The 12,937-nt window shown below is 57.9% G+C and carries 12 protein-coding genes and 1 tRNA gene; 9 read left to right on the forward strand and 4 right to left on the reverse strand.

From position 1 onward, the window contains the following. Positions 1–58 precede the first annotated feature (58 nt). Positions 59–202 (reverse strand): hypothetical protein, encoded by a 144-nt coding sequence (locus LUN51_RS17185; RefSeq protein WP_277812210.1) that lies wholly within the window; start codon positions 200–202, stop codon positions 59–61. A 251-nt stretch (positions 203–453) separates the two neighbouring features. Beyond that, a tRNA-Leu gene (locus LUN51_RS17190) sits at positions 454–538 on the reverse strand. 257 nt (positions 539–795) lie between these two features. On the opposite strand from LUN51_RS17190, the gene LUN51_RS17195 reads away from it, so the two are divergent. The 9 genes from LUN51_RS17195 (at position 796) to LUN51_RS17235 (ending at position 9,790) form a co-directional block, all read left to right on the forward strand. Beyond that, complete coding sequence (locus LUN51_RS17195) at positions 796–1,473, forward strand: ComF family protein (protein WP_277812211.1); 678 nt, start codon at positions 796–798, stop codon at positions 1,471–1,473. A 33-nt stretch (positions 1,474–1,506) separates the two neighbouring features. Further along, complete coding sequence (locus LUN51_RS17200) at positions 1,507–2,490, forward strand: serine/threonine protein kinase (protein ID WP_277812212.1); 984 nt, start codon at positions 1,507–1,509, stop codon at positions 2,488–2,490. 162 nt (positions 2,491–2,652) lie between these two features. Next, positions 2,653–3,207, forward strand: coding sequence for a GTP cyclohydrolase I FolE (gene folE / locus LUN51_RS17205; protein ID WP_277812213.1), 555 nt, complete (start codon positions 2,653–2,655; stop codon positions 3,205–3,207). Positions 3,208–3,266: 59 nt separating this feature from the next. Next, the gene (gene folX, locus LUN51_RS17210) at positions 3,267–3,665 is read left to right on the forward strand and encodes a dihydroneopterin triphosphate 2'-epimerase (RefSeq protein WP_277812214.1); all 399 of its coding nucleotides are present in this window, start codon (positions 3,267–3,269) and stop codon (positions 3,663–3,665) included. A gap of 43 nt (positions 3,666–3,708) precedes the next feature. Continuing rightward, entirely contained in the window at positions 3,709–4,161 is a 453-nt protein-coding gene (locus tag LUN51_RS17215) for a hypothetical protein (protein WP_277812215.1), read from the forward strand. A 105-nt stretch (positions 4,162–4,266) separates the two neighbouring features. Beyond that, on the forward strand, positions 4,267–5,724 hold the full coding sequence (locus LUN51_RS17220) for an NAD-dependent succinate-semialdehyde dehydrogenase (RefSeq protein WP_277812216.1): 1,458 nt from the start codon (positions 4,267–4,269) through the stop codon (positions 5,722–5,724). A 544-nt stretch (positions 5,725–6,268) separates the two neighbouring features. Further along, the gene (locus LUN51_RS17225; protein ID WP_277812217.1) at positions 6,269–6,481 is read left to right on the forward strand and encodes a hypothetical protein; all 213 of its coding nucleotides are present in this window, start codon (positions 6,269–6,271) and stop codon (positions 6,479–6,481) included. 213 nt (positions 6,482–6,694) lie between these two features. Then, positions 6,695–8,581, forward strand: coding sequence for a heavy metal translocating P-type ATPase (locus LUN51_RS17230; RefSeq protein ID WP_277812218.1), 1,887 nt, complete (start codon positions 6,695–6,697; stop codon positions 8,579–8,581). Between the two features lie 507 nt (positions 8,582–9,088). Then, a complete protein-coding gene (locus tag LUN51_RS17235) occupies positions 9,089–9,790 on the forward strand; it encodes a helix-turn-helix domain-containing protein (protein WP_277812219.1) in 702 nt (233 codons plus the stop codon). Positions 9,791–9,902: 112 nt separating this feature from the next. Here LUN51_RS17235 and ftsH read toward each other — a convergent pair whose 3' ends face one another. Then, positions 9,903–11,822, reverse strand: coding sequence for an ATP-dependent zinc metalloprotease FtsH (gene ftsH / locus LUN51_RS17240; protein ID WP_277812220.1), 1,920 nt, complete (start codon positions 11,820–11,822; stop codon positions 9,903–9,905). Positions 11,823–11,875: 53 nt separating this feature from the next. Further along, on the reverse strand, positions 11,876–12,202 hold the full coding sequence (locus LUN51_RS17245; protein WP_277812221.1) for a TraR/DksA family transcriptional regulator: 327 nt from the start codon (positions 12,200–12,202) through the stop codon (positions 11,876–11,878). Between the last annotated feature and the right edge of the window lie 735 nt (positions 12,203–12,937).

Below are 12,937 nucleotides of genomic sequence, written 5' to 3' on the forward strand. Positions count from 1 at the left end.
CCGGCACAGGTGTTTCTGGGGGAATACTCCGGCGCCCTGGATACCGCAGGTGCTGCGCTTATTGGTTGAATTCAGGGATCTCAGACGGTTTATGATTACGATCGATGATCGTGCGTGCTTCGGATTCACTCTCTGCCTCGACTTCTTCGCGCCGTAGCTCGTCCTCACCAGGCAGTTTGAATTCAACCGTGTACAAATCCATGTGTGCGTTTCTCCATCGTTATGATCATGCACTCATAGGTTTAGTAGCCAACTGAAGTCTGCGCCAGCCGCCGCCGATTGATCCGTGATCGTTTCATGATGAGCGTTCCCCAACATGTACGCCCACAAACTTTAGGACATACGTGGGTGTACACCGCGCAAAGCATTCGGATTAGATCAGGTCGAAGAAATGCCTGTGGACAGGCAGTTTTAAGAGCATCTTGAGAACAGGTGATGCTTGGGGAAGCTTGATGGTGCGGATGGGGAGACTCGAACTCCCACGCCTCTCGGCACTAGAACCTAAATCTAGCGTGTCTACCAATTCCACCACATCCGCAGTCTGGCAGGTCGAGCGATATTTTACGTATGCCGAGAGGGAAGTCAATCGTCACGGGCATCGAGTGATATTGAACGCCTCGGCGGTTCTCGGCCATGGGGAGGCTGTTCGGCATCGAACGCAGCGTGCGGGAGGTGGCAGGCATGCTAGTCTGTTCCTGTCGATCAGGGCGTGGTAGCCCTGTGAACTGAAAAAAGAATTAGTTAACGATGATGATAGTAAGAAGCGCCTGGGGGCTAGCAACCAAGATAAAGTTATTGGTTGACCAGTCAGTGCGCGTGGGGCTGCCGGGCCATTGTGCCTTTTGCATGGGCATGACGCCGCTGGCGTCGCCGTGGTGCGAGGCGTGTTTTGAGGCGCTGCCCTGGAATCGCGTGGCCTGTGCGCGCTGTGCCGAGCCGTTGGCGCGTCCCGCCGAGCTGTGCGGTCACTGTTTGCGTCATGCGCCGTCCTTCGATGTGGCGCGGGCGCCATTGCGTTACGAAGATGCCACGCAGGCATTGCTTCAGCGCTTCAAATTCGGCGCGCAACCGCGTGCGGGAATCTTGCTGGCGACTCTTTTCGCGCGTAGCCGCGAAGGTGTGTTACCCGAGGCACTCATCGCGGTGCCGACGCATCCGCAGCGACGACTTGAGCGTGGCTTCGATCACAGCGTTTGGCTGACGCGTGAGCTCTCGCGTCAACTGGGCGTGCCACATCTGCGTGCCTGGCGCGAGCGTGACACGCCGACCCAGCGTGGACTTACACGCCGTGCACGTCGCGACAACGTACGTGGGGCTTTTCATGTTGCATCCGGCTTGCCGGCTCACGTGGCGCTCGTCGACGACGTAATGACTACCGGCAACACGCTCTCGGCGCTGGCGGATGCCTGCCGAGAGGCGGGCGCGCAGCATGTCGAGGCCTGGGCGATGACGCGAACGCCACGAGGAATCTGATAGCATAAGGGGGCATCTCCAATAGGACACGCCATGACCGCCCCGAAGCACCCGTTCGAAAGTTTGTCGCCCGCACACGTGGTCGATGCCGTCGAGTCGCTGGGCTTTTGGTTGCCAGGCGAACCGTTCGCGCTCAACAGCTATGAAAATCGCGTGTTTCTGTTGAGCGACGACGACCGACGCCGTTGGGTGGCCAAGTTCTATCGTCCCGAGCGCTGGAGCGAGGCGCAGATTCGCGAGGAGCATACCTTTCTCGATGAACTCGAGGCGGCGGGCGTGCCCGGCGCGCCGCCTTGGCGCGACGAAAATGGTGAGACGCTTCATCATGCCTATGGATTCGCGTTCGCGTTGTTTCCACACGTCTCGGGTCAGGCGCCGGAGCTCGAGAATCCTGCGCACCTCTTTGCCCTCGGTGATTTGATCGGCCAGGTGCATGCCGTGGCGCGCCACAGTTCTTTCCAGGCGCGTCCTGTTCAGGAGCCCATGGCGATCAGCCAAGCGAGTTGTGAGCGCGTGCTGGCGAGCGATTGGCTGAGTCGCCGTCAACGCCAGGCGTATGCGCGCATCGCCGAGCGTCTACAGACGTTACTCGTCGAGCAGCGATGGCCGGAGACGGCCTTGCAACGCGTACATGGCGACTGTCACCTGGGTAATATCCTGGGACGCGACGAAGATTTTGCGCTGGTCGACTTCGATGATTGCTGCATGGCGCCGGCGGTCCAGGATTTGTGGATGTTACTGACAGCACCTGAAGCCGATGAATGGCAGATGCAGCTATCCGAAGTGATCGAGGGCTACGAACAGCATGTCGAGTTCGATCGGCGCCAGCTGCGCTGGATCGAGCCACTGCGCACATTGCGTTTGATGCGCCATAGCGCCTGGTTGGTCGATCGCTGGGAAGATCCTGCGTTTCCCAGGGCCTTCCCGTGGGTGGCCAGTGAGGGGTATTGGGATCAGCATATTCGTATCCTTGAGCAACAGCGCTTAGCGTTGGAAAATCCTCGCTGGCTGGCGTGACTTGGCTTCCTCGAAGGTTCGAACACGACGTCGGGACATGCAACTTCGACGCGAATCGCGCGTGCGTCGCGCTTTGCCCGTGTGGCAAACTTCCGGTGTTGTATTCATTTTGTAACGTATGCCCGGTCGGGCGTCATGACGAAGGCACTTAAAGGCACTTAAATGACAGAAGAACTCGCAACGCATTACCGCGACATCATCGCCGGCTTGGGCGAGGATCCCGACCGGGAAGGGCTGCGCGATACGCCCATGCGAGCCGCCAAGGCCATGCAGTTTCTCAACCAGGGCTACGGGCAGACGCTCGAGTCGTTGGTCAATGGCGCGGTATTCGAATCGCAGACCGATGAAATGGTGCTGGTTAAGGATATTGAGCTCTATTCGATGTGTGAGCATCATTTGTTGCCATTCATCGGCAAGTGTCATATCGCGTATCTGCCCAAGGGCAAGGTGTTGGGGCTTTCCAAGTTCGCGCGCATCGTCGACATGTATGCGCGGCGCATGCAGATCCAGGAAAACCTGACACGCCAAATCGCCGAGGCCGTGCAGGAAGTGACCGAAGCACGTGGTGTGGGAGTGATCGTTGAAGCGCAGCACATGTGCATGATGATGCGCGGGGTCGAAAAACAGAATTCGTGCATGAAGACCTCCGTGATGCTGGGCGCCTTCCGCAACAATCTAAACACGCGTCAAGAGTTCTTGACGCTGGTGCATGGCTGAGCGAAGCGTCGGTCACCGCTGCGCGTGACGCGCGTTTCGTACCTTAGGAGAAATGCCGCATGGCCTTACATGCCCTGAACGATCAGCACCTCGATCACGATCTGGCGACGATTAACATCAAGAATCTGCGCTTGCGTACCCATATCGGTATCAAAGACGAGGAAATCCAGAACCGCCAGGATGTGGTGATCAATGCCACCATTCGTTACCGGGCCGAGCGTGCGGTCAAGTTCGATCATATCGAGCAGGCGCTCAATTACCGTACGATCACTAAGCATATCATCGGCTATGTCGAGGATAACCGCTTCCTCTTGCTGGAACGCATGACCCGCGAAGTCTTGGATATCATCATGAGCTACGAGCAGGTCCTCACGGCGCAGGTGGAAATCGACAAGCCTTTCGCGCTGCGTTTTTCCGACTCCGTGTCGGTGACGCTATCGGACTCGCGCCTGGACTGAGGTGATATGACCATGCCCTCAGGATTTGGTCGGGAGCCGCATCATGCACGGTAAGCTGGAAACCTTCGACGACGCGGCCCAGCGCGGCGTGATCGTCGGCGACGATGGACATCATTATACATTCACATTGACCGAGTGGCGTGGACGGGGCCTCCCAAGGGAGGGAAGTCGGCTACGCTTCGATGGGGATGCCGGACGTGCCGAGCAGGTGTTCGACGCGCCCGTGCCTCAGCGCACCGCGCGGCAAACGCGTGACGATCAAGGACAGGCCAAATCTTCTTTATTGTCTCCCTGGGCGGTGCTGGCGCTGGTGCTTGTCACCATCGCTCCGCTGTTGGCGTCTTATATGCTGCTCGTCGATGCGCTGGCAATGTTACTGGCAGTGCTCGGGATCAGGCAGGTGCGGCGCTCGCCGTCGCGTTACAGAGGTCAGGCGCTGTGTGGGGCCGCCATCGCCATCGCGGTGCTGAGTCTCTTTATTTGGGGTGTGGGGTGAACGTCACGTCAGTGCGCGCTGCATTTGGTGGCATCGGGAGACTCGGCATAAGATGAATTCACGGCGACGGTCAGCGTCGCTCTCATTGTCAGGAAGGAGAACGCCATGGAGTCCCTTCAAGAGAACTCGCTGTTTCGCCCCTTTGCCTATATCGATGGCAATTGGGTAGCAGCGGACAGCGGCGAACAGATCGAGGTTGACGACCCGGCTACCGGTGAGATCGTGGGGCGCATGCCTAAGCTGGGGCGTGCCGAGACCGAACGTGCCATCGAAGCCGCTGAGTCGGCCTGGCCGGCTTGGCGTGCCCTGACGGCGCAAGAGCGCGCGGACACCTTGATGAAATGGTACGACCTGATGCTCGAGCATCAGAACGAACTGGCGGCGATCATGACCGCCGAGCAGGGCAAACCGATCAAGGAAGCGGCTGGCGAGATCGCTTATGCGGCTAGCTTCCTGCGCTGGTTCGCCGAAGAAGCGCGGCGCGTCTATGGCGACACCATTCCCGCGGCCAAGCCCAACCAACGCATCGTGGTGCTCAAGCAGCCGGTCGGTGTCGTCGGAGCGATCACGCCATGGAATTTCCCGTCTTCCATGATCACTCGCAAGGCGGCCGCAGCATTGGCGGCGGGGTGCCCGATTGTCATCAAGCCGGCCAGCCAGACGCCGTTTTCCGCTACCGCGCTGGCGGCGTTGGCCGAGCAGGCTGGGGTGCCACGCGGTGTGTTCAATGTGGTGCCTGGGCGCGCCAGCGAGATCGGTAAGGCGATGACCCAATCGTCTGTGGTACGCAAGATCACCTTCACCGGCTCGACTGATGTGGGCAGCCAACTGATGGCCGGCGCCGCCGAACATATCCAGAAGATTTCGCTGGAGCTGGGGGGGAATGCGCCGTTTTTGGTCTTCGAGGACGCCGATCTCGATGCTGCCGTCGAGGGAGCAATGGCTAGCAAGTTCCGCAATGCCGGTCAGACCTGCGTGTGCACCAATCGCTTTCTGGTGCAGTCCAGCGTGATCAATGCTTTCAGTGAAAAACTGGCAGCAGCCATGAACAGCGAATTGCACGTCGGCCCAGGGACCGAAGAAGGCGTGAACATCGGGCCGTTGATCGACGATGATGCCGTCGCCAAAGTCTCCGAGCATATTCAAGATGCCGTCGACAAGGGCGCCGAACTGCTATTGGGCGGCCATACGCATCCACTGGGTGGGCGCTTTTTCACGCCGACACTGGTGAGCCACGCGAATGCCGATATGAAGGTCGCGCACGAAGAAACCTTCGGGCCTTTGGCGGCGGTGCTGCCGTTCGATGACGAGGAAGACGCCGTGCAGATGGCCAACGACACGCGCTTTGGGCTGGCATCATACTTCTATGCTAACGACCTGCGCCGTGTATGGCGTGTGGCCGAAGCGCTGGAGTACGGCATGGTCGGCATCAATACGGGGCTGATCTCCAACGCCAGTGCGCCGTTCGGAGGTGTCAAGGCCTCGGGGCTGGGGCGTGAAGGCTCCAAGTACGGTATCGACGAATACATGGAAACCAAGTATCTGTGCATGGATCTAGGCTAAACGCTGGCAGCTCGAAGCGCGGCGCTAGGCGCCTGGAGGTATGAAGAAGAACACCCTGTCGGATGCACCGGCAGGGTGTTTTGCTATTGGCGGGACTTAGGCTGTCTTCGAGCTTCAGTGCCTGAAATGACGCGTATTGGTGAAGACCGTGGTGATACCGGCTTCGTTGGCGGCGTCGTTATGAGTTTGACAGTGTCGACGCCCTGCCGCGACGTGGCTTGTGTGTTGGTTTCCCTGCCTCAGAATGGATCAACTTTTTGCGCAACTGCTCCACGGGCAGTGCATAAACCGTGCGGCCATTTACTGGTTTTATCGTCGTTGCCCATCACTGCCCTTGAGTCGGCTGAGGGGTTGGCCGGTTTGGGCCTTGAATATCGCATTCCCGCGAGGACGACTATCATGATGTCAGTGGGCTGCATCGTCTGGAATGTGCCGTGCGGCGCCGTCGGAGGGCTGCGACGTCAAGATGACACTAGCTGTGCAAAGAGGGCGAAGTGACTGAAAGGGATAGTGTTCTGGCCTTTTGCGTGGCCAGAAGGTCTGGTTGGATGTCGATACGACCGCCGTCTCGCCCGGTAGAATCGAAGCGGCGGAAGTAGCCGCTGGACCCGCCGTGGCGGCCGTGGAAGCGGTCATGTCGGGACATGCGGAATCGGCTTTCGCCCAGGTTTGCCCGCCTGGGCACCATGCCGAGTCTGTTCGTGCCCGGGGCTTCTGCGATGGACGCCTGGCAGTCGTGCTGGGAAGGCGGGCATAACCTGACTTCCCTGGTGCGAGAAGCGTGTTCGGTATCCTGGCGGGGCCCGAGTCCCTGTGCCTGGTGTTATCGGCTTCAAGGAAGTCGATGATGCTATTGCCTTCCGTCGCGATGCTTTCACGCCTCCGGAAGATGATCGATGATGGCGTCTGACGCAGTTTGGAACCTCGGCTCTTTTTTTGCCTGACGGCTGGTATTACGAGTGCGATGACGATGCGAATTTCGCCTTTGCTTATCCGGTTCGTCGGCAACAGGGAGTTCTTGATCGCGTCAGTGGCATTGCTGGCCATCGCCACCCATCTCGTGTTGCGCTTCGGTCTCGGTTATAGGTCAGGCCCCGCGGAATTCGCCGTAGCCGACATCCCCTTGCTGGTGGCGCTGATCGCCGGTATCCCGCTGTTGCTCGTGCTGGCGAAGAAGCTGGCGCATTTCGAATTCGGCGCCGACCTGCTGGCCGGATTATCGATTCTTACCGCCTTGCTGCTCGAGGAATACTTGGCCGGGGCGCTGATAGTTCTGATGCTCTCTGGTGGGCAGGCCCTCGAAGGCTGGGCGGTGCGGCGTGCATCGTTCGCGCTCGAGGCACTGGCTAACCGCATGCCCAGTGTGGCGCACCGCTATAATCAGGGGCAAATCGAAGATGTCGCTCTTGGCGACATTGCCGTGGGTGACAGGGTCTCGATCTATCCGCACGAGACCTGTCCTGTCGACGGCATCGTCGTCGCGGGACGCAGCACCATGAACGAGGCCTATCTCACCGGCGAACCCTATCTACTGCCCAAGGCTGTCGGCGCCGCGGTGATCTCGGGTGCCATCAATGGCGAAGGGCGGCTGACGGTCCAGGCCAGCACGCGGGCCGTCGATTCACGCTATGCCAAGATCATGCAGGTAATGCGCGAGTCGGAACAGCGGCGACCCCGGCTTCGCCGTCTAGGTGATCGTATTGGCAGCCTATATACACCGCTGGCGCTGGGCATCGCGCTGTTAGCCTGGGCAGTGAGCGGCGATCCCGTGCGTTTCTTGAGCGTGTTGGTGGTGGCGACGCCATGCCCGTTGCTGCTAGCCATCCCCGTCGCGGTAATTGGCTCGGTCTCGCTCGCCGCGCGGCGTGGGATTATCATACGCAACCCCGGCGTGCTCGAGCAGATCGCCACCTGTCGAGTGGCAATCTTCGACAAGACTGGGACATTGACGTACGGCCGCCCAACCGTCACCGAGATCCTGACGGCACCCGGCATGGAGCGTAACGACGTGCTGGCTTGGGTAGCCAGTCTCGAGCGCTACTCTCGGCACCCCCTGGCCATCGCCATCGTAGCAGCGGCCCGGGAGGCAAACCTGACGTTGAGCGACGCCGATGAAGTTAGCGAGCGCCCTGGGGAAGGACTACAGGGTAGCGTGGCAGGCAAGCGCATACGGGTCACCGGACGCAACAAGTTCTTGGCCAGCCATCCCGACATGGCGTCAAGGCTGCCGCCCCCGGGCGGGGGGTTGGAGTGTATCGTGCTGGTCGAAGAGGTCTACTCGGCGCTGTTCAGGTTGCGTGACGAACCGCGCCTGGAGGGGCGCGATTTTATCCATCACCTATTACCGCTGCACGGCTTCGAACGGGTGATGATCGTCTCGGGAGATCGACACAGCGAGGTCCGTTATCTGGCCGACCAGATCGGTATCGACGAGATCCATGCCGGCCAAAGCCCCGAACAGAAGCTTGCCCTCGTTCGTGAGGCGACATTGCGTGCATCGACCCTATTCATGGGGGACGGTACCAACGATGCCCCGGCACTGGCTGCGGCCACCGTCGGAGTTGCTTTTGGGCAAGGCAGTGAAGTCGCCTCGGAAGCCGCCGATGCCGTCGTGCTCGACAGTACCCTGGGTCGCGTCGATGAATTGCTGCACATCGGCCGACGCATGCGCGTAATTGCCATACAGAGCGCCATTGGCGGCATGGGGCTGAGTTTGGTAGCCGTAGCAGTCGCGGCCATGGGTTACCTGCCGCCCGTCAACGGGGCGCTACTCCAGGAAGTCATCGACGTTTTGGCGGTAATGAATGCTTTGCGAGCCGCGTTTACGCCTCGCCGGCTTTCCGACTATGTGCCATAGCTACATGCTACCAATCGTTCTAAGAACTCTATAACCGCACAATGTCAGAATCATACCGCTTGTTAGTCATGAGTTCTGATAGTAATAAAACGTATGAATAACGTATCAGTATGATTGCGTAGCATTTGTTAACTATGCAAAATTACTTTTGCCGAGAAGTATGAGCTTAACCAAAATGGTTTGGGTCACTGTTTTATTACGAAACCCTGAGTTATTTGTAAAGTCGCGTTGGTTGCAGGAAAGTGGCAGTAACCATTAATAGATTTCAGTAACCATCGAGTAAATTTTTAAGACATTGAAAATAAATAGGAGCGCTGCCACGGAAGTGATGGTTTTTTGTCTCATTTTGTGTGTATTTCTGGTGAATCCCCTCGGGAAGGGCTATGATTAATTTTATTGATTGTGGCGATTTGTTTTTGTTACGTAATATATTTAAACTGTTTTGTTGTAGGGTGATTAAAAAATGAGGTTAGGGCCGAGCTATAAGAGTAATGTTTAGGGGGGCTTATGAATATGGAGCAAGCGAGACCTTACCTGGGCTCAAGCCAAGGACAGTTATCTGAGTTTATTGGTTTTCTGGAATTCGAGGAGGTTGGGTGTGTTTCCCGTTCGCTTCCGGTGTTAAGGAAAAAACAGATACTTGTTAGGCAGGGTGAGACCTTTCATGGCTTATATGTCGTGCGCTGTGGCATGTTAAAGCAGAGCTATTGGAATACAGATGGTGAGGAGGTTACCCACTTCCTTCTTCCTGGAGACGTCATCGGTCTAGATGCGATCGTAGGAGGGTGTTACTTGGGCCGGGTTACGGCTCTGGAAACAGTCGGAATTGTGCAAATCCCTTTTGCGAGAATTAATGACTTCCCGGGAGGGCACGAAAACTATATACAGGTTTTATGCTATCTCAGTAGTTTTATTCAGCGTGAATATATGCGTATACGTCAAATAAAAAATCAGTCGGCTGAAGTTCGTTTGGCACGTTTCTTTCTCACTATGTCTCATAATTTCCAGGTACAAGGATACTCTCCTTATCGCTTTAGGTTACCCATGACGCGGTGCGATATAGCCAGCTATTTGAGCATGTCTTTTGAAACTATTAGCCGCCTTATCGGTCGATTCAAAAAAAACGGAGTCTTGTCTGCAAAAGGGCACGAGTACTGCATCCATGATATCTATGCTTTGAGGCGGGCCGCTGAAATAGAGGAGTGCTAAAGTAGGTTGCAGTTTTTAATAGAGTTTCCAGTGTGCTAATGAACGCTTTATAAAAAGCGGCCTCAAGAAGCCGCTTTTATGTATCTTCGTCTCGGTAATTTAAGGGGCCGGCTTACCGGTTACATCGAGCAGACGTCCCAGCATGGTGATGCTCGGTGCCACGAGGATGTTCGGAGACAGTGTCGTTTGGGTAATGGGGTTGTGTCCGGACGGACGATACTGTCTCCTGCCCCATGGGCGGAAAATCCTGCACGGTCAGCGTTTCGCGCTCCAACAGCATCGCTGCACCATGCTCCAGGTCGTCACGACGGCGGATCAGTATCTGCGTGGCATGATCGAAGGCGTCATCGACAAGCCGGCGCACGGCGGTGTCGATGTCGCGTGCCGTGGCCTCGGAATAGCGCTTGGACCTGCCAAGCCCGAACCTGTCGCCCAAGAACGCTTGGCGGTCCTCCTCGTAGATGACCTGGCCACCTTCATCGCTCATCCCGAACCGGGTGACCATGCTGCGGGCGATATCGGTGACCTTGGCCAGGTCGTCGGCCGCCCCGGTGGAGATTTCGTCGAAGACCAGGCGTTCGGCGGCCCGGCCGCCCATCAGCACTGCCATGCGACTCTTGAGGTCGGCGGCGGTCTGCAGGAAGCGCTCTTCGGTGGGGCGTTGGATGGTGTAGCCCAGGGCGCCGACCCCGCGCGGTATGATCGAGATCTTGTGCACGGGGTCCATGCCGGGCAACGAGGCGGCGACCAGGGCATGCCCCATTTCGTGATGCGCCACCACGCGTCGCTCATGCTCGTTGAGTACGCGGCTTTTCTTTTCCAGCCCGGCAACGATACGTTCCACGGCGCGTGTGAAGTCGTCCAGTGTCACTGCATCGGCATCACGACGGGTGGCCAGCAGGGCGGCTTCGTTGACCAGGTTGGCCAGATCGGCTCCGGTGAACCCGGGGGTCAGGGCGGCGATCTGCTCGGCATCGACGTCGGGCGCCAACTTGCTGATCTTTTTCAGATGTACATTGAGAATGGCAATACGTCCCCGACGCTCGGGACGATCGACCAGCACCTGGCGGTCGAAGCGCCCTGCCCGCAGCAGGGCGGGGTCGAGAATCTCGGGGCGGTTGGTCGCGGCCAGCAATACGATGCCGGACGAAGTATCGAAGCCGTCGAGTTCGGTCAGCAGTTGATTGAGCGTCTGCTCTTTCTCATCGTGGCCGCCGCCGGGAAGCCCCAGCCCGCGGGCGCCGCCTAGGGCATCCAGTTCGTCGATAAAGATGATGCAGGGCGTGGTTTTAGCCGCCTGGGCGAACAGATCGCGAACCCGGGCGGCGCCCACACCGACGAACATTTCCACAAACTCTGAACCGGAAATCGAAAAGAAGGGCACGCCAGCCTCTCCGGCCACGGCTCGAGCCAGCAGCGTCTTGCCGGTGCCCGGGGGGCCAACCAGCAGAATGCCTTTGGGTACATGAGCGCCCAATCGACCGTAACGTTTCGGGTCGCGCAGGAACGCGACGACTTCCTTGAGCTCATCCTTGGCCTCGTCGATACCCGCCACGTCGGCAAACGTCACCTTGGTCTCGGTCTCGGCATAGACACGGGCCTTGGACTTACCGAGCGTCATCATGCCACCGAGGCCGCCCTGACCGGCGGTCATTCGGCGCAGGAAGAATCCCCAGATGGCTAATAAGAAGAGGATAGGCAGCAGCCAGGAAAGCAGCAATGTCAGCCAGGTCTCATCCGGCTCACCGTCGAATGTGACAGCATACCGGGCCAGCTCCGTGGCCAGCTCGGGGTCGACGCGATGAGTGGTGAAGCCGGTTGCACCGTCGGATAGAGGCGACTTGTAGGTCCCCTTGATCCTTTCTGTACTGATTTTCAGAGTGTCGATATCACCTTGCTCAAGATGCTGGCGAAACTCGGAGTAGGCAATTGGTTTGAAGGAGCGACCTGCGGCAATGAAATCCTGGGCGATCAGGATGAAGATGAAGCCGATGATGAAAAACAATGCATGTGCCTGATATCGCTTGTCCATGCTGACCTCACAGGTCGCTTCGTAAGGCAGGAGCGGATGACGATGGGCCTCTCTTACGCGGCGACGCAGTTCTTACAACGGGTCGTATAAGGCAACGCCTCCAGACGTCCAGCCGTAATTGTGTCACCACATTTCTCGCAGCGCTCGCCCAATTGGGCATCGATACGGGCCAAGGCTCGTTCGACCTGGGCCAGCTCTGTCGTGGCTTCATCCTGCAGCCGGTCGACCACTTCGTCGTTCAGGGCCTGAGAAACCTGCTCTTCGAGGTCCTTGTCCAAGACGCCGCTGATGCGGTGCCGATGGTCTTCGTAGCGCTGAATACGCTCTTGAAGCTCTATCCTAAGCTCTTCCAGCAGGGTCTTTCTATTTGGCTTGTCCATGAAACACCCGATGATATCTAATCAAGGAATAGCGCCATAAAACGGTATGTGGAGGTCGATATCGAGATGCAGCAGGTCATGCCAGGCTCACATCTGCCGTACGTAGCTTCCCTGGGCGGCAGTTAGGCTTTCGAGCCGATATCTGACATCCAAGGCCGGCTCTGTACGCTAGGCCAGTCAGGCGAGCCACTAGTAGGCGCTGGGTGTGCTCCTGCCAAGTGCTCAGTCTCGCACCAGATGCGCTCTATGAAATCGTCGCTGAGCTCCGAGACCATGCGCGTGCGTTTTAAGGTGGCCTCGGTCATGTCATTGCCGATTTCGTGATAGCAGCACGCCACCGAAGCTAGTGTGTGCAGCTCGCCGAGACCTAGCATGCAATGTGTGAGCTTGCTGTAGGAAGTCGCCATGGTTGAGAAGAACTCGAGTTCGTGGCGGGCGGCGTCGTTGCACGTTTCTAACCATATACACTGTAGCTTAACTGCCGAGTTAATAGCTTCCCCCCAAGGCTGGTACCACCACAAGGATAGAGTGTCGGTATTGGCGGTTTTTAAAGGCGTTTCAGGCAGTTTCGACGTGGTCATCGTCTTATCCCTCAAGTAAGAATATGAGTATAGGAGTCCCTCTCTTCTGGTGTTATTTAATAGCCTTAAGGTTGACGTGAAGTGACCCCCTCCAGAGCTGCACAGGCTATAGTGCAGTCATCAGGAGGACAGGATGAGCGACGACACCCCCATC

The sequence above is a fragment of the Chromohalobacter canadensis genome (assembly GCF_029544075.1).
In the GTDB taxonomy this organism is placed as follows: Bacteria; Pseudomonadota; Gammaproteobacteria; order Pseudomonadales; family Halomonadaceae; genus Chromohalobacter; species Chromohalobacter canadensis_A.

What these genes read in the sequence shown, in the direction of transcription:
- LUN51_RS17185 (WP_277812210.1), bottom strand. Translation starts at nt 202, where the DNA reads ATGGATTTGTACACGGTTGAATTCAAACTGCCTGGTGAGGACGAGCTA.
- LUN51_RS17200 (WP_277812212.1), top strand. Translation starts at nt 1,507, where the DNA reads ATGACCGCCCCGAAGCACCCGTTCGAAAGTTTGTCGCCCGCACACGTG.
- folE (WP_277812213.1), top strand. Translation starts at nt 2,653, where the DNA reads ATGACAGAAGAACTCGCAACGCATTACCGCGACATCATCGCCGGCTTG.
- folX (WP_277812214.1), top strand. Translation starts at nt 3,267, where the DNA reads ATGGCCTTACATGCCCTGAACGATCAGCACCTCGATCACGATCTGGCG.
- LUN51_RS17215 (WP_277812215.1), top strand. Translation starts at nt 3,709, where the DNA reads ATGCACGGTAAGCTGGAAACCTTCGACGACGCGGCCCAGCGCGGCGTG.
- LUN51_RS17220 (WP_277812216.1), top strand. Translation starts at nt 4,267, where the DNA reads ATGGAGTCCCTTCAAGAGAACTCGCTGTTTCGCCCCTTTGCCTATATC.
- LUN51_RS17230 (WP_277812218.1), top strand. Translation starts at nt 6,695, where the DNA reads ATGCGAATTTCGCCTTTGCTTATCCGGTTCGTCGGCAACAGGGAGTTC.
- LUN51_RS17235 (WP_277812219.1), top strand. Translation starts at nt 9,089, where the DNA reads ATGAATATGGAGCAAGCGAGACCTTACCTGGGCTCAAGCCAAGGACAG.
- ftsH (WP_277812220.1), bottom strand. Translation starts at nt 11,822, where the DNA reads ATGGACAAGCGATATCAGGCACATGCATTGTTTTTCATCATCGGCTTC.
- LUN51_RS17245 (WP_277812221.1), bottom strand. Translation starts at nt 12,202, where the DNA reads ATGGACAAGCCAAATAGAAAGACCCTGCTGGAAGAGCTTAGGATAGAG.